Below are 15,235 nucleotides of genomic sequence, written 5' to 3' on the forward strand. Positions count from 1 at the left end.
AATCGGCCCCGACGGCCGCCCGGGGAAGTGTTCGATCAACGGATGTGAAGATCAGGGGAGTCTAGGGGGCCGACCCTGATGCTCCGCCGGGCCGGTCGTGTGACCATCGATGGCATGCCGGACGCCGCAGCAGTGCCCCTCGCCGATCCGCGGCCGCCGCGCAAGCTCTACCGCAGCAGCGACGGACGCTGGCTCGGGGGTGTGGCGCGGGGGCTGGCCGGGCACCTCGGCCTGCCCGTGATCTGGGTGCGCCTCGTCTTCGTCGGCCTGTTCATGGCGGACGGCCTGGGCGCCCTGCTGTACGCCGCGTTCTGGTTCTTCGTGCCGCTCGGCGTCGGGGGCGTCGACGACCGGCGCCCCCCGTCCCCGGTCACCACCGAGACCTCGTCCGACGGCCGGCGCAGACTGGTCGCCCGCAGACCCGACCGGGGCCAGATCGTGGCCCTGCTCCTCATGGTGGTCGTGGCGCTGACCTTCGTGGGAAGCGTGAACCTCGGCAGCGGGGCCAAGGCGTATCTGATACCGGCCGTCCTCGTCGCCGCGGGCGTGGCCCTGGTGTGGCGTCAGGCGGACAACGCGCGGCGGGCCCGCTGGATGGAGGTCGGCAGCCGCCGGCGGACCCTCACCCTGCTGCGCGCCGCCGCCGGTGTCCTGCTGGTCACCGCGGGGGTCTCCGGCATGTTCGTGCTGCAGGGCTCCGCGGCCCACCTCGGCTCCGTCCTGCAGGCCGCGCTCGCCGTCCTCGTCGGCGTCACCCTGCTCGCCGGGCCGTACCTGGTCCGGATCACCCAGGACCTGTCCGAGGAGCGCCTGATGCGCATCCGCGCCCAGGAGCGCGCGGAGGTCGCGGCCCACGTCCACGACTCGGTGCTGCACACCCTCACCCTGATCCAGCGCAACGCGGAGAACGCGGGCGAGGTGCGCCGTCTCGCCCGCGCCCAGGAGCGCGACCTGCGCGCCTGGCTCTACAAGCCGGAGGGCACCGGCAAGGAGGAGGACGAGGAGCCCGGCACCCTCGCGGAGGCGGTCCGGCGCAACGCGGCGGAGGTGGAGGACAAGCACGGCGTCCCCCTCGAGGTGGTCGTCGTCGGCGACTGCCCGCTCGACGAGCGGCTGGGCGCACAGATGCAGGCCGCGCGCGAGGCGATGGTGAACGCCGCCAAGTACGGTGGCGAGGGCGGTGCCGTCCAGGTCTACGCCGAGGTCGAGGGCAGGAAGGTCTTCGTGTCCGTCCGTGACCGCGGCCCCGGCTTCGACCTCGATGCGATACCCGCCGACCGGATGGGTGTCAGAGAATCGATCATCGGCCGCATGGAGCGCAACGGCGGCACGGCACGGCTGCGCGCGGTTCCCGGCGGAGGCACGGAGGTCGAGCTGGAGATGGAGAGGGCGGAGAGTACGTCATGAGCGACGCGAACGGGGCGACCGGGCAGACCGGCGCCGACGAGTCCGCGGTGTCCGGCGGCGGTGCCGGTGCCGGCGGCCGGCGTGTGCGGGTCGTGCTCGTCGACGACCACCGCATGTTCCGAACGGGCGTCCAGGCGGAGATCGGGCAGACCGAGCGGACCGGGGTCGAGGTGGTCGGGGAGGCCGCGGACGTCGACCAGGCGGTCTCGGTGATCACGACGACCCGGCCCGAGGTGGTCCTCCTCGACGTCCATCTGCCGGGCGGCGGCGGGGTGGAGGTGCTGCGCCGCTGCGCCGCGCTGACGGCCGACGCCGAACGGCCGGTCCGGTTCCTGGCGCTGTCGGTGTCGGACGCCGCCGAGGACGTGATCGGAGTGATCCGCGGCGGCGCCCGCGGGTACGTGACGAAGACGATCACGGGCTCGGACCTGGTCGACTCGATCTTCCGGGTCCAGGAGGGCGACGCCGTCTTCTCCCCCCGCCTGGCCGGCTTCGTCCTCGACGCCTTCGCCTCGACCGACGCCCCGCCGGTCGACGAGGACCTCGACCGCCTCACCCAGCGCGAGCGCGAGGTGCTGCGCCTCATCGCCCGCGGCTACGCGTACAAGGAGATCGCCAAGCAGTTGTTCATCTCGGTGAAGACGGTCGAGTCCCATGTCTCGGCGGTGCTGCGCAAGCTCCAGCTGTCGAACCGTCACGAACTGACGCGCTGGGCGACGGCCCGGCGGCTGGTGTGACGGACCCTCGTCCGCCGCGCCCTTGAAGATCGCGGGGGCGCCGGCGGACACGGCGCCGCGCGGGCTGTTCACACCACGCGGGTCGCCCCCGCGAACGGCATCTGGTCGATCGGCGCCACCCGCACCGGCGCCGACGGATTGGGTGCGTGGATCATCCGGCCCTGCCCCACGTAGATCCCCACATGGCTGATCCCGGAGTAGAAGAACACCAGGTCACCGGGGAGGAGTTCGGAGCGCGAGACACGGCGGCCCGCTCCGATCTGGGTGTAGGTCGTCCGGGGCAGCGAGACGCCCGCCGAGCGGTACGCGGCCTGCACCAGGCCCGAGCAGTCGAAGGCGCGGGGCCCGGTGGCGCCCCACACATAGGGGCTGCCGAGCTTGCCGAACGCGTACACCACGGCGGCCGCCGCCCGCGCGTCCGGCGCCTGCGCGGCCGACGCCGACGCCGACGCCGACACCGGCCCCAACAGGTCCCGTGCCGTGGACCGTGCCGCCCGCCCGGCGCCCCCTGCCGCGAACCGCGCCCGCTCCTCCTGTGTGAGCCGGGACAGCAGCCGCCGTGCCTCACGCAGCTTCCCGGTGATCGTCCGCTTCTGCCGCCGCAGCTCGGCCTGCCGCGACCTCAGGGACGCCAGCTCCACGCGTGCTGCCCCGCGCAGCTGCTCGATCTCCCGCAACTGCCGGCGCACCCGCGTCACGGCGGCAGCCTGCCGGCCGTCGGCGCGCTCCGCCAGCGCGGCCTTGTCGAGGTACTGCCGGGGATCGGAGGAGAGCAGGAGCTGCACCGAGGGGTCGATGCCCCCGGCGCGGTACTGCGCCGCGGCGGCGGAACCCAGTGCCCGGCGCGCCTCGTTGAGCCGGTCGGTCCGGCGGGCCGCCTCGTCCTGCAGCGCGCCGAGCCGTTCGCGGGTCCGGCCGGCCTGCTCCTTCGTCCCGTTGTACTTCTCGGTCGCGGTCTCCGCGTCGTGGTACAGCCCCTCGACCCTGGCCTCGACCTGTGCCGGTGAGAGCGGTGGCTCGGCGTGGCCCGTTCCGTCGAGGCCGGTCATGGACGCCGCACCCGCCAGGGCGATCGTGGCGGCGGTACGGGCCCTGCCCCCGCCGGGCGAACGCGGTGCGGTCCTGCGGTGCGCTGCCACCTCGACGTCACGTCCTTTCGTACGGCCACCGGGGCCGTCGGGCGCTGCGACGGCTCCGGCGGCGGCCCGCACAGGGGAAACGGGCCGCCGCCGGATCTTCCCGGCGGGAGTGGCCGACGGCCGCCCCTGGTCCGGGCGGCGGTGGGGAGCCGGTCACCTGGGGAAGGACGGTAATCCGGAGCGTGACGGCTCGGTGACGCAATGTGCGGAACTGGCGTGACCGGACCGCCTGGTGACCGTATGTGACCGTGATCCCGTCCTGGGCTCTACGGCTTCACGCTGTGCGATGACCGATGCGGCGGTTCCGGGCGACAGGGCGGTGACGCACTGCTATGGGACGCATATATGCGGGCGGATTGCGGGCGGATTGCGGGCGGAACGCGGGCGGATTGCGGGCGGAATGCGGTCGGCTTGCAGTCGGGTTGCCGCCGGGACGCGCGCGGGATGCTGTCGGGAGACGGGCGGTGCGAGCACCGTCACATCCCCCGGGCCGGTGTCGGGCGCCGTAGGAGCCCTGATTAGGCTCCGGCCATGGACGTACTCACCCATTTCCTCGTCGGTCTGCACATCATCGGCATCGGCGCGCTCCTCGGCGGGTTCCTCACCCAGATGAAGGCCATGGGCCAGGGCACCGCGCGCTTCGTGCCCGCGATGCTGCACGGCGCGCTGACCATGCTCGTGACGGGTGTCGCCCTGGTCGGCGTCAACGAGGCGCAGGACTACACGCTCAACATGGTCAAGATCGGCATCAAGCTGGCCGTGCTGGTCGTGATCCTCGGGCTGGTCTACGTCAAGCGCGACGAGGAGAGGGTCCAGGCGCCCCTCTTCGGCCTCGTGGGCGCACTGACCTGTGTGAACATCTTCATCGCGGTTCTCTGGGTCTGACGTCCTGGGCCTCGCCGGGGGAAGGGAGGCTTCGCGTGACGTCGCGGGCGGCTCCCGCGAGGACCGCGCACCAGACGGCCACCGCGATCCACAGCAGCACCCGGCCGGGGCCGCGCAGCCACGGCACGCCCAGGGAGGACGCGACGGACAGCGTCGCCACCGCCGTCATGCCCAGCGGGAAGACGGTTGACCAGCGCAGTGCGTCGTAGCCGAGCCGCGGCCGGAGCACTTCGGCCACGACCAGCACGCCGTACCAGGCGAAGCTGAGGACGAGGAGGGCGCCGGTGGTGGCCCGCAGGACGCCGTCGTCGTCGTTGCTCCAGAGGTACGGTCCGTGGTGCGCCGCGGCGATGAGCTGGGACCCGGCCAGCGTGGAGATCGCGAGCCCGCCGCCGGCGAGCCAGTGGTCTCCGGCACCGGTCAGCAACTGCCGCGGCTCGAAACGCCACAGCCCCACCAGGTAGAACACCAGTCCGAGCCAGAAGAAGACCAGGGCCAGGTGCGCCGGCCACGCCACGTCCACCGCCGCGGCGAGCACCGCCGCGAGCGCCGAGATCCCCTGCGTCGCCACGCACCCGAGGAACACCGCCCCGGGCCGGTGCCGCTCCCCCCGCCGCAGGACCGGGTACACCAGGCCCGCCCACAGCGCGACGGCGAGCGCGAGGAGCGCCCCGGCGAGCCGCTGTGCGCCCAGGAGGGACACCCGCGCCCCCAGCACGGTGGTCGCCGCGACCGGGGTGAGCGCGGTAGGGGAGCCCGCCCGGGCCGGCTCCCACGGCCCGCGCACCCGCAGCAGCCGCACGGCGACGTCGGCGACGAGCCCCAGCCAGGCGGCGCACGCCAGGGCCAGGACGATACGGGAGAGGACCTCGTACCCGGTCAGATGCAGCCCGACCGACAGGACGCCGGTCGCCAGCACGGCGGCACCGGTGGCGGGCGGACGCCGCACCCACCGGGTGCGGAGCGCGGAGGTGCCTGACATGCGCCCGATGCTAGGGACGTACACCGGGGTCGGGCGCGGGGCACGCGCGCGGGGAGGCGGAAAACAACCCCACGCGCGCGTGCCGGACGGCATCGGCGGACACGGCCTCAGGCCGGCCGCACCACACTGTGGATGATCGACGCGCCGTCGTAGTAGATCGACTCCTCGCGCACGTACGCACCGGGCTTGGGGGCGTGGATCATCATGCCGTTGCCGATGTAGATGCCGACGTGGCTGATGTCGTCGTAGAAGAAGATCAGATCACCCGGCCTGGCATCGGCGAGCGAGACGGTCGTACCCGCGTTGACCTGGTCGTACGTGGTGCGCGGAAGCGTCACCCCGGCGGCCTTCCAGGCGGCCTGGGTCAGGCCCGAGCAGTCGTAGGAGTCGGGCCCGGTCGCACCCCACACATACGGCTTGCCGATCTGTGCGCGGGCGAAGTCGAGCGCCTTGGCTGCCTTCGTCGCGTAGGTGTCCGTGGACGTGGACGTGGACGTGGACCCGGAGCCCGTGGACGTGGAGCCCGTGGACGTGGAGGAGGACCCGGAGGTGCCGGTCGTGGTGCCCGAGGACGACTGCTGCTGGGCGGCCTGCCGCGCCGCCTGCTGCCGCGCCAGCTCCTCCGCCTGACGCTGGGCCTCCTCCTGCTTCTTCTTCTCGATCGCGGCGAGCCGCGCCTTCTCCTCCGCGGTCAGGTCGGACAGCAGCTGCCGCGCGGTGGCGAGCTTCTCCTGGACGTCCGCCTTGGTCGCTCTGAGCTTCTGCTGCGACTCGGTGAGCGTCTGCAGGCTCTTGGCGGCCTCCCGCCGCTTCTGCATCGTCGCGGACTGCTCGGTGACGTACTGGTCGACCGCGTCCTTCTGGCGGCTGGTCAGCCGGCCCATCAGCTGGGTCTGGTCGAAGTAGTCCTGAGGCGAGTCGGCCAGCAGGAAGGTGGCCGTGTCGGGGGCCGCGGCCCCGGTGCGGTACTGCGCCGCGGCGAACGAACCCAGTTCGTCCCGCGCCTCGTTGAGCCTCTGGGTGCGCTGGGCGACGTCGTCGAGGAGCGTGTCGACGCGCTTGCGCTGCTTGGCGGTCTTCTCTTTGGCCGCGTTGTACTTGTCGGTGGCGGACTCGGCCTGGTGGTAGAGCTCGTCGACCTTCTTCTCGACCTCCTCGAGGCTCGGTCTGCCGTCCGTGGAGGGCGCGGCGTTCGCCGTCTGGGAGAGCAGGGCCACGGAGGTGAGGGCCGCCGTCGCGAGGGCGGGAGTCCGTATGCCTGCGATGCGCGTGCCCGAGGGGCGCGCCTTGCGGTGCGGCGCCATGGGAGGCGACTCCTTCCGTACACCGCCTACCGGGTTAGCTGTCGGGTTCGGGCGGGTGGTTCCGGAAGGTGTGCCCTACGGCCGTCCCCCGAAAGGTGGTTGGCCGATTCACCCCAAGGTCGGTTGGGTCCCCGGCTCCGGCTGCCCACGGGCACGCCGGACTCGGCGGGGGCCGCGCGGCCCGGCGACCTTCGCCGGTGGGGGTCGAGCGGCCCGCCCGGAACCGTAGCCAACTGGTGCGGCCCGTGTGAAGGTTGATGTGCGATATGCCCGATACATTTTCGTGACCTTGACCATGAGTGCGGCTCACCGCGGTCAATGGGGAGGGGTCTGCGGCGTGTTGGCCGCCTTTCCCCGGAGTCGGGGGAAGTGGTGCCCTGTGTCCGGTTCCCGGGCGTCGTTCGCGGCCGGGGCGGGAGACGGACGGCCTCCGGGCGGTGCGTCACCTTCGGTGATGCGACAGGCGCGGAGCGCGATGCCCGCCGGGGCGGGGGCTGCGGAAGATCCCCCTAGCCGTACGCATACCCGTACCCGTACCCGTACCCGGATCTGGTTCCGGTGGGACGGACTTCTCGGGGCGGCAACCGGTTGTCGGTGGGGCGGCCTAGACTCGGAGAGCGATGAGCAGCCTCTTTGACGACAGCTTCCTGGCGGACCTCAAGGGCACCCCGGCCCACGAGGAGGAGCCACCGCCGCCCGACGGCGATCACGGAGCGGAGCCGGTTCCGGACGATCTGTTCGGCGGACGGTTCGACGTGCCGCCGGACCGCGACTCCTATTACCGCAACGGCGCGCACCGCCCCGCCCTCGACCCGCAGGCGCTGCTGGAGGGGCTGAACGAGAACCAGCGCGCGGCCGTCGTGCACGCCGGCTCCCCCCTGCTCATCGTGGCCGGCGCCGGCTCAGGCAAGACCCGTGTGCTCACGCACCGCATCGCGTATCTGCTGGCCCAGCGGGGCGTGCACCCCGGCCAGATCCTCGCGATCACCTTCACCAACAAGGCCGCGGGCGAGATGAAGGAGCGCGTCGAGCAGCTCGTCGGCCCGCGCGCGAACGCGATGTGGGTGATGACCTTCCACAGCGCCTGTGTGCGCATCCTGCGGCGGGAGAGCAAGAAGCTCGGCTTCACGTCCTCCTTCTCGATCTACGACGCCGCGGACAGCAAGCGTCTGATGGCGCTCGTCTGCCGGGACCTGGACCTCGACCCCAAGCACTTCCCGCCCAAGTCCTTCAGCGCCAAGGTCTCCAACCTGAAGAACGAGCTGATCGACGAGGAGGACTTCGCCGGTACGGCGGCCGACGGCTTCGAGAAGACCCTCGCCCAGGCGTACGCGCTGTACCAGTCGCGACTGCGCGAGGCCAACGCGCTCGACTTCGACGACCTGATCATGACGACGGTCAACCTGCTCCGCGCGTTCCCGGACGTCGCCGAGCACTACCGCCGCCGCTTCCGCCACGTACTCGTCGACGAGTACCAGGACACGAACCACGCCCAGTACGCCCTGGTGCGCGAGCTGGTCGGCCCTGCGGGCGGCGGCCGGCCCGAGGACGTGCCGCCGGGCGAGGACGACCTGCGCCCCGCCGAACTGTGCGTCGTCGGCGACGCCGACCAGTCGATCTACGCCTTCCGCGGCGCGACCATCCGCAACATCCTCCAGTTCGAGGAGGACTACCCGGACGCCACGACGATCCTCCTGGAGCAGAACTACCGCTCCACCCAGACGATCCTCAGCGCCGCCAACGCGGTCATCGAGCGCAACGAGTCCCGCCGTCCCAAGAACCTGTGGACCAACGCGGGCGCGGGCGCGCGGATCACCGGCTATGTGGCCGACACCGAGCACGACGAGGCGCAGTTCGTCGCCGACGAGATCGACCGCCTCACCGACCGGGGCGAGGCGAAGGCGGGCGACGTCGCCGTCTTCTACCGCACGAACGCCCAGTCCCGTGTCTTCGAAGAGGTCTTCATCCGCGTCGGACTGCCCTACAAGGTCGTCGGCGGCGTCCGCTTCTACGAGCGCAAGGAGGTCCGGGACGTCCTGGCGTACCTGCGGGTGCTGGCGAACCCGGAGGACTCCGTGCCGCTGCGGCGGATCCTGAACGTGCCGAAGCGAGGGATCGGCGAGCGCGCCGAAGCGATGATCGACGCCCTCGCCCAGCGGGAGAAGGTCAGCTTCCCGCAGGCGCTGCGGCGCGTGGACGAGGCGTACGGCATGGCCGCGCGCTCGACGAACGCGGTCAAGCGGTTCAACGCGCTGATGGAGGACCTGCGGACGATCGTGGAGTCGGGCGCGGGACCGGCCACGGTCCTGGAGGCTGTCCTCGAACGCACCGGCTACCTGGCGGAGTTGCAGGCATCGACCGATCCCCAGGACGAGACCCGCATCGAGAACCTTCAGGAACTCGCCGCCGTGGCGCTGGAGTTCGAGCAGGAGCGCGGGGAAGGCGAGTCGGGCAGGCTGTCCGACTTCCTGGAGAAGGTCGCCCTGGTCGCCGACTCCGACCAGATCCCCGACGAGGAGGAGGGCGGCGGCGTCATCACGCTGATGACCCTCCACACCGCCAAGGGCCTCGAATTCCCGGTGGTCTTCCTGACCGGCATGGAGGACGGCGTCTTCCCGCACATGCGCGCGCTCGGCCAGACCAAGGAGCTGGAGGAGGAGCGGCGCCTGGCGTACGTCGGCATCACCCGCGCGCGCGAGCGGCTGTACCTCACGCGGTCGGCCCTGCGCAGCGCCTGGGGCCAGCCCTCGTACAACCCGCCCTCGCGTTTCCTGGAGGAGATCCCGGACCAGCACGTGGAGTGGAAGCGGACGAGTGCTCCCTCCGCCCCGGTGCCGGCGGGGCCGCTCTCCGGTGTGGCGGCGTCGCTGTCGTCGACCCGGTCACGGTCCTCGGCCGCGGGCGCGGCCGGCTTCGCCACCCGGCGGGGAGGCGCGACGGAGAAGCCGGTGATCGCCCTGGCGGTCGGCGACCGCGTCACGCACGACCAGTTCGGCCTGGGCACGGTGGTCGGGGTGAAGGGCATGGGGTCGAACGCGGAGGCGACGATCGACTTCGGCGACACAAAGCCGAAGCGGCTGCTGCTGCGGTATGCGCCGGTGGAGAAGCTGTAGTTCGCGGTACCGCTCGGTGCCGGGCCGGGCGGGCCGCCGACGGGCGGCTCGTCGGTGGGGCCCGGCGGCAGGCCCGCCGAGGGGCCGGTCAGGTCGGGTCCAGCCCGTGGCTGCGCAGCCAGGGAAGCGGGTCTATCGCGGCCCCTCCGCCCGGCCGTACCTCGAAGTGCAGGTGCGGGCCGGTCGAGTTGCCGGAGTTGCCGGAGTACGCGATGGGCTGGCCGGCCTTGACGACGGTGCCCGATGAGACCCGGTAGCTGGAGAGATGGCAGTACCACGTCTCCGTGCCGTCCTTCGCGGTCACGATCATCATGTTGCCGTAGGCGCTGTTCCACTGGGTGCGGACCGTGCCGTCGGTGGCGGCCATCACGGTGGTGCCGTACGAGACGGGGAAGTCGATGCCGGTGTGTACGGACATCCAGTTGACGCCGGCCTGGCCGAAGTAGGCGCTGAGCCCCTTCTGCAGGACCGGCAGGGCGAACTTCGGACGCAGCCGCTCCTTGCGGGCCGCCTCTTCCGCCGCCTTCTTCTTCTCGGCCGCCTGCTGGGCCTTGAGGTCGATACGTTCCTGCGTGCGACTCGCCCGGTCCGCGAAGTCGTGCGCGCCCGCGGAGAGGCCCTCGAGCTGGGAGTCCAGCTTGTTGTTGGCGGCGGACGGTTTCACCGCGGTCGCGTCGGACGCGCTCGCCGTGGTCTCCTTGCCGTCGTCGCCGCCCATGTCGACGGTCGCGGCGGCGATTCCGGCGACCCCCATCACGCACATCGAGGGCACCGCGACCGTCAGCAGCGCGGAACGCTTCGCCGGGCTGCGGCGCCGGGAACGGTTCGCGGTCCGGGAGGCGGAGCGCGGGGCCGGGACGAAGGCGACCTCTTCCTGGTCGTCGAGCAGGAGGGGCGCCTCGGCGGGCGTCTCGTGGTCGAACCCCGACTCGTCGTCCGAAGCGGCGGCGTGCTCGTACGGGAACTGCTCGAAGGAGTCAAAGGAATCGACGGAGTCGAAGGACTCGGGGGCGTCCTGCTCGAAGGTCGCCGTCGCGGTGGCCGCGGCCTGCTGGTCCTGCGTCTCCTGCTGCTCGGCGGTGCCGGCCGAGTTCCACTGCGTGGCGTCGTAGGCGCCCGTGTCGAATGCCTGCGTGCCCCAATCCCACTGCTGGGTCTGCTCCGGCCACTGGCCGGCCTCGATCCATGCCTGCGCGTCCCACTGGCCGGTGGCGTCGGGGGCCGCGGCCTGCGCCGGGATGCCCGCGAACTGCTGACAGCCGGCCGCCCAGGCGGTCGCGTCATGGGATCCGGTGTCGTACGGGGCGTAGTGGTGGGCGGTGTACGGGTCGTAGGTCACCGTCTGGTGGCTGCCCGTGCCGAGGGTGGCGTGACCGCCGGTGGACCACTGGGTGGCGTCGTATGCGCCGGTCGTGCCACCGCCCGGGAGATCGCCGAAGAGGGGGTCGGTCGCGAAAGCGGCCGTCGGGGCAGCGGTGCCGAACGCGCTCGCAGAGGGGTCGGCGTAGGTCGTGAACTCACCGTAGTGGCCGTCCGGGAGACCGTACGACGCGTAGTGCGTCGAGGCGGCATCGGAGGCCGGAGCCGGGGGGCTTGCGGTCCCCGACGGGTGACGGTCGTTCACCAACTTCTCTTTCGCCTCGACAACAGGGGCTGGCAGAGCAGTGCGGTGACTGTACCCGGCGGTATGCGGGCGCGACAATCTTCGGCAGGTTTCCCGTCGGTAGGAAACGGGCATTCGGCCGTGTTTCGGCGGCCCCCGGCGCGACCTTGGCTCTTTGTTCGATGAATGTTCGAGGGCGTGGGGGTGTCCGGGAGGCGCCGGGAGGTGCCGGGAGGGTGTCGGTGGGGGGTGGCGGCAGCCCCTCGGTGGGCGCTTTCAGCGGACCCCTTCGGTGGATCCCCTTGGCGGACCCTTCGACGGACCCTTCGACGGACCCCTTCGGCTGTCTTTCCGGTTGCGTCGCGCTGCCCGGTGGGCGGCGCGCGCGGCCGCGGGCGTCACGCCACGGTCAGGGCCTGCGCGGTGGTTCCCGGCTGCTCGAGGTCGAGCGCCTGCCGTATCCCGGCGGCGACCGCCGGGTGCACCAGCAGGGCGAGGTGGCCGATGCCGCTCACCCGCACGTTCTGTGTCAGGAGGTCCGGGTGCTCGACGCAGGCCGACTCCAGCGGGTCCATCAGGGGATCCAGATCGCTCCAGAAGCTCACGATGTGGGTGCGGCAGCCGGGGGCCGGAAGGCGCAGCTCCTCGATGACGGGGGAACCCGGGCGCATCTGACGGACGATCGGATGAGCGTTCGCGAGCGGCGCGACACGGGTGCCGGAGTGGGGCGTGCCCAGCGTGACCAGCTTGCGGACACGGAGGTCCCCGCCGAGGCTCTGCACGTAATAGCGCGCGATCAGCCCGCCCAGGCTGTGCCCGACGATGTCCACCTGTGGCTGCCCGGTGCGTTCGCACAACTCTTCGATATGCCGCCCCAGCAGCCGGGCTGCGGTCCGAATGTCACAGGTGAGCGGAGAGTAGTTGAGCGACTCGATGTGCTGGCGGCCGTGCTGGGCGAGGTTGCGGCGCAGCAGGACGAAGACGGAGCGGTTGTCGATGAACCCGTGGAGCAGGACGACCGGCGGCTTGGCTCCGCTGGGGAGCGGGGCGGCGGTGCCCTGCGGGGGGAGGGCCGGGGCGGAGGGACGCTCCTGGACGATTCCCGACGGGTAGAGGAGCAGGTGTCCGGCCAGGATCGCCAGCTCCAGGGCGGTCGCCTTCAGCAGATCCATGGAGAGTCCGGCCAGCCTGGTGGGGAACAGGCGCTGGCAGAGCGGAAGAATGGGCTGTACCGCCCCAGTGACCTTCATGGCCGACCTCCCGTCGGCGCACCGAGGACGCCTCTGTCCCCCGTGAGCCCTTGCGGAAAGCCGCGACGGCGGTGGCCTGCGGGGCTGGTGCCGCGGGTCGGCGCTCACCGCGGATGCGGCGTATGGGCGCCGGTGACGCGACGGGAGCCTTGTCGTCGTGATGACGTTATCCCTGGCGTCCTTGTGGCTCGATTCCCGTCCTCCTCGTACGGGTCCTGATCCCCGCTGTCGTGCCCTTGCAATGCCTTTCGCCGGCGAACCCCACCACCGGGGCGCCGACGGGCGCTGCGACGGTGCGGCCGACTGATGGCGGCTCTCCTTGCGTACGGTCCGCTCCGCCCGTGGCGCCCGAGCCGCTGGTCACTGCGGCCCGCGTGCCGCGAGAAGGGGGACCCTGCGCGGCGAATGTGTCCCACTGTGTGATTTCCCCCTCGGTCTCCACCGTGAAACTGCCGGGTGCGAGATGCTGGCGATAACGTTCGTTCACTTCCCGGGTCGATGCGGCACGGGGCGCCTGTGCCGCAAGCCCTGCGGCGCGCGTGGTCCGTGCGGGCCGAACCGTCCGTGCGGTCCTGCCTGCGGGTGCGGTCGTGTGGCGGCAGGGCGGTACGTCGGTACAGGGTGGAGTAGTCGCTTCATGGAGGCAGTGATGGGTGTGGCAGCCGGTCCGATCCGCGTGGTGGTCGCCAAGCCGGGGCTCGACGGCCACGATCGCGGGGCCAAGGTGATCGCGCGGGCGCTGCGCGACGCGGGGATGGAGGTCATCTACACCGGCCTCCACCAGACGCCGGAGCAGATCGTCGACACGGCGATCCAGGAGGACGCCGACGCGATCGGGCTGTCGATCCTCTCCGGTGCGCACAACACGCTGTTCGCCGCGGTGATCGACCTGCTCAAGGAGCGCGACGCGGAGGACATCCTGGTCTTCGGCGGCGGCATCATCCCCGAGGCGGACATTCCGCCGCTGAAGGAGAAGGGCGTCGCGGAGATCTTCACCCCCGGGGCGACCACCGCGTCGATCGTGGACTGGGTACGGGCGAACGTACGCCAGCCGGCACAGGCGTAGCGCGGGGCCGGGGCGGGCCGGGCCGCCTCGCCCGGCCGCGGCGGCCCCCGCCACCTCGCTGAGGGGCGGGCCGAGGCTCCCGGGCCGGGCGGGGAGGTCCGCAGGGCCGGACCGCGCACCGCGTCACGGCTCCGTCAGTTCCTCCCGCATCGTCGCGCGCAGCCGCAGCGTCGTGGTCAGACGCTGGAACGCCTCCGCCCAGTAGCCGCCCGCACCCGGCGATGCGTCCTCCGTCTCGTCGGGTATCGCCGTCAGCGCGTCGAGGCGGCTCGCCTCGGCGGGGTCGAGGCAGCGCTCCGCCAGCCCCATCACCCCGCTGAAGCTCCACGGATAACTTCCCGCGTCCCGCGCTATGTCGAGCGCGTCCACGACCGACCGCCCCAGCGCGGCCGACCATGGGACCGCGCACACCCCGAGGAGCTGGAACGCCTCCGACAGACCGTGTGTGGCGATGAACCCCGCCACCCATTCGGCCCGTTCCTCCGCGCCCAGCGTCGACAGCAGCTTCGCCCGCTCGGCCAGCGACACCGCCCCCGGGCCCCCGGCCTCCGGTGCCGACGGCGGTCCGAGCAGGGCCCGTGCCCAGCGGGGGTCCCCCTGCCGTACCGCAGCCCGGCACCACGCCGCGTGCAGCTCGCCCTGCCAGTCGTCCGCCACCGGCAGCGCGACGATCTCCTCCGGTGTGCGTCCCCCGAGCCGGGCCGTCCACGAGCCCAGCGGCGCCGCCTCCACCAACTGGCCCAGCCACCACGAGCGTTCGCCGCGTCCGGCGGGAGGCTTCGGCACCACCCCGTCGCGCTCCATGTCCGGGTCGCACTCGTGCGGCGCCTCCACCACGATCGTCGGCTCGCCCTGCGTACGGTCGACCGCCACGCAGGCCGCCGCCCGGGTGGCCATCCGCCCGGCCAGCGCGGAGTCCGGCAGCGCCGACAGCAGTTCCGCCGCCGTCGCCCGCACATTGCGGCTGCGGTCGGAGAGCGCCTCTTCCAGGAAGGGCTCGTCCGCGGCCTCCAGTCCCGTGCGGAGCGAGTCGAGGAACATCAGGCGGTCCTCGGCCCGCTCCGTCGCCCAGGTGGTGGCCAGCAGCGCACGGGCGAGGGCGGGCTGTCGCGAGCGGAGCGCGCCGAGCAGGGCCACCCGTTCCGCGAACAGGCCCTCCTGCCAGAGGCGTTGGACGCGGTCCGTTTCTTCCGGGAGCGGCAGTTCGGATCCGCCGCCGGGCACCGAGCGCAGGGCGAAACGCCAGTCCGGGTTCAGGCGGGCCAGCCACAGGGCGCGCGGGCCGGCGAAGGCCAGCGTCGCCGGCCGCAGGTCCGTGCGTCCGCGGGCCGCGTCCAGCAGCGCCGGCAGCATGTGCGGGGGTGCCGCGAAGCCTCGCTCGTTGGCCAGGGACAGCCACTGCGGCAACAGCTCCATCAGGTCGGGTGCCGTTCCCCGGCGGCCTCCGCTGCCGGTGCCGGGCCGGTCGGACAGCAGCATGGCCAGCCTGCGGGCGGCGGCGGGCGGCAGCGGTGGGCGCGGGTCGGCCGCCGCGGGCTCCGGCCGCGGCCCGGCCGGCGCCGGGTTCAGCCCCGCCCGGCGGCGTACGGTCTCCACCGCGGCCAGGTCCAGCAGCGCCGTCGGCGCCTCCCGGCCCGGCGGCAGCCATGATGGGGTACGCCGGTCGGTGCCCAGCAGGGCCACGGTCACGAGCTCCTCCCACGGCACGGCGGAGAGAGCGTCCGGCGAAGTCGGTGCGGCGCTCATGTC

At 72.4% G+C, this 15,235-nt stretch carries 11 protein-coding genes and 1 riboswitch; of the genes, 5 read left to right on the forward strand and 6 right to left on the reverse strand.

Annotated elements, in window-relative coordinates; genetic code table 11:
- Positions 1-78 precede the first annotated feature (78 nt).
- Positions 79-1,407, forward strand: a complete 1,329-nt coding sequence (locus ACZ79I_RS24260; protein ID WP_471499569.1) for an ATP-binding protein — start codon at positions 79-81, stop codon at positions 1,405-1,407.
- Positions 1,404-2,144: a LuxR C-terminal-related transcriptional regulator gene (locus tag ACZ79I_RS24265; RefSeq protein ID WP_471499570.1), complete on the forward strand. Its 741-nt coding sequence runs from the start codon at positions 1,404-1,406 to the stop codon at positions 2,142-2,144. The genes ACZ79I_RS24260 and ACZ79I_RS24265 overlap by 4 nt, the downstream gene beginning before the upstream one ends.
- 68 nt (positions 2,145-2,212) lie before the next feature.
- Here ACZ79I_RS24265 and ACZ79I_RS24270 read toward each other — a convergent pair whose 3' ends face one another.
- Positions 2,213-3,283 (reverse strand): C40 family peptidase, encoded by a 1,071-nt coding sequence (locus ACZ79I_RS24270; RefSeq protein WP_471499571.1) that lies wholly within the window; start codon positions 3,281-3,283, stop codon positions 2,213-2,215.
- 531 nt (positions 3,284-3,814) lie between these two features.
- Between ACZ79I_RS24270 and ACZ79I_RS24275 the strand changes: the two genes are divergently transcribed.
- On the forward strand, positions 3,815-4,168 hold the full coding sequence (locus ACZ79I_RS24275; RefSeq protein ID WP_471499572.1) for a hypothetical protein: 354 nt from the start codon (positions 3,815-3,817) through the stop codon (positions 4,166-4,168).
- Here the strand turns inward: ACZ79I_RS24275 and ACZ79I_RS24280 are convergent.
- Both ACZ79I_RS24280 and ACZ79I_RS24285 read right to left on the reverse strand, forming a co-directional pair.
- Positions 4,146-5,150, reverse strand: coding sequence for a tellurite resistance/C4-dicarboxylate transporter family protein (locus tag ACZ79I_RS24280; protein WP_471499573.1), 1,005 nt, complete (start codon positions 5,148-5,150; stop codon positions 4,146-4,148). The two genes, ACZ79I_RS24275 and ACZ79I_RS24280, sit on opposite strands and share 23 nt — an antisense overlap.
- 107 nt (positions 5,151-5,257) lie before the next feature.
- Positions 5,258-6,454 carry a C40 family peptidase gene (locus ACZ79I_RS24285; protein WP_471499574.1) on the reverse strand — a complete coding sequence of 399 codons (1,197 nt, stop codon included), beginning with the start codon at positions 6,452-6,454 and terminating at the stop codon, positions 5,258-5,260.
- Positions 6,455-6,462: 8 nt separating this feature from the next.
- A riboswitch (cyclic di-AMP (ydaO/yuaA leader) is annotated at positions 6,463-6,632 on the reverse strand.
- Positions 6,633-7,074: 442 nt separating this feature from the next.
- Here ACZ79I_RS24285 and pcrA point away from each other — a divergent pair.
- Entirely contained in the window at positions 7,075-9,567 is a 2,493-nt protein-coding gene (gene pcrA / locus ACZ79I_RS24290) for a DNA helicase PcrA (protein WP_471499575.1), read from the forward strand.
- A gap of 88 nt (positions 9,568-9,655) precedes the next feature.
- On the opposite strand, the gene ACZ79I_RS24295 is transcribed toward pcrA, so the two are convergent.
- Complete coding sequence (locus tag ACZ79I_RS24295; RefSeq protein ID WP_471499576.1) at positions 9,656-11,191, reverse strand: M23 family metallopeptidase; 1,536 nt, start codon at positions 11,189-11,191, stop codon at positions 9,656-9,658.
- A 377-nt stretch (positions 11,192-11,568) separates the two neighbouring features.
- On the reverse strand, positions 11,569-12,420 hold the full coding sequence (locus tag ACZ79I_RS24300; RefSeq protein WP_471499577.1) for an esterase/lipase family protein: 852 nt from the start codon (positions 12,418-12,420) through the stop codon (positions 11,569-11,571).
- A gap of 649 nt (positions 12,421-13,069) precedes the next feature.
- Here ACZ79I_RS24300 and ACZ79I_RS24305 point away from each other — a divergent pair.
- Positions 13,070-13,486, forward strand: a complete 417-nt coding sequence (locus ACZ79I_RS24305; protein WP_044383287.1) for a cobalamin B12-binding domain-containing protein — start codon at positions 13,070-13,072, stop codon at positions 13,484-13,486.
- Between the two features lie 123 nt (positions 13,487-13,609).
- On the opposite strand, the gene ACZ79I_RS24310 is transcribed toward ACZ79I_RS24305, so the two are convergent.
- Positions 13,610-15,232, reverse strand: a complete 1,623-nt coding sequence (locus ACZ79I_RS24310; RefSeq protein WP_471499578.1) for a DUF5691 domain-containing protein — start codon at positions 15,230-15,232, stop codon at positions 13,610-13,612.
- Positions 15,233-15,235: the final 3 nt, after the last annotated feature.

This window comes from Streptomyces sp. PSU-S4-23 (genome assembly GCF_055632315.1).

Excerpts from the sequence above, each read along its gene's own strand:
- ACZ79I_RS24260 (WP_471499569.1), top strand. The coding sequence starts at position 79 with ATGCTCCGCCGGGCCGGTCGTGTGACCATCGATGGCATGCCGGACGCC.
- ACZ79I_RS24265 (WP_471499570.1), top strand. The coding sequence starts at position 1,404 with ATGAGCGACGCGAACGGGGCGACCGGGCAGACCGGCGCCGACGAGTCC.
- ACZ79I_RS24275 (WP_471499572.1), top strand. The coding sequence starts at position 3,815 with ATGGACGTACTCACCCATTTCCTCGTCGGTCTGCACATCATCGGCATC.
- ACZ79I_RS24280 (WP_471499573.1), bottom strand. The coding sequence starts at position 5,150 with ATGTCAGGCACCTCCGCGCTCCGCACCCGGTGGGTGCGGCGTCCGCCC.
- ACZ79I_RS24285 (WP_471499574.1), bottom strand. The coding sequence starts at position 6,454 with ATGGCGCCGCACCGCAAGGCGCGCCCCTCGGGCACGCGCATCGCAGGC.
- pcrA (WP_471499575.1), top strand. The coding sequence starts at position 7,075 with ATGAGCAGCCTCTTTGACGACAGCTTCCTGGCGGACCTCAAGGGCACC.
- ACZ79I_RS24300 (WP_471499577.1), bottom strand. The coding sequence starts at position 12,420 with ATGAAGGTCACTGGGGCGGTACAGCCCATTCTTCCGCTCTGCCAGCGC.
- ACZ79I_RS24305 (WP_044383287.1), top strand. The coding sequence starts at position 13,070 with ATGGGTGTGGCAGCCGGTCCGATCCGCGTGGTGGTCGCCAAGCCGGGG.
- ACZ79I_RS24310 (WP_471499578.1), bottom strand. The coding sequence starts at position 15,232 with ATGAGCGCCGCACCGACTTCGCCGGACGCTCTCTCCGCCGTGCCGTGG.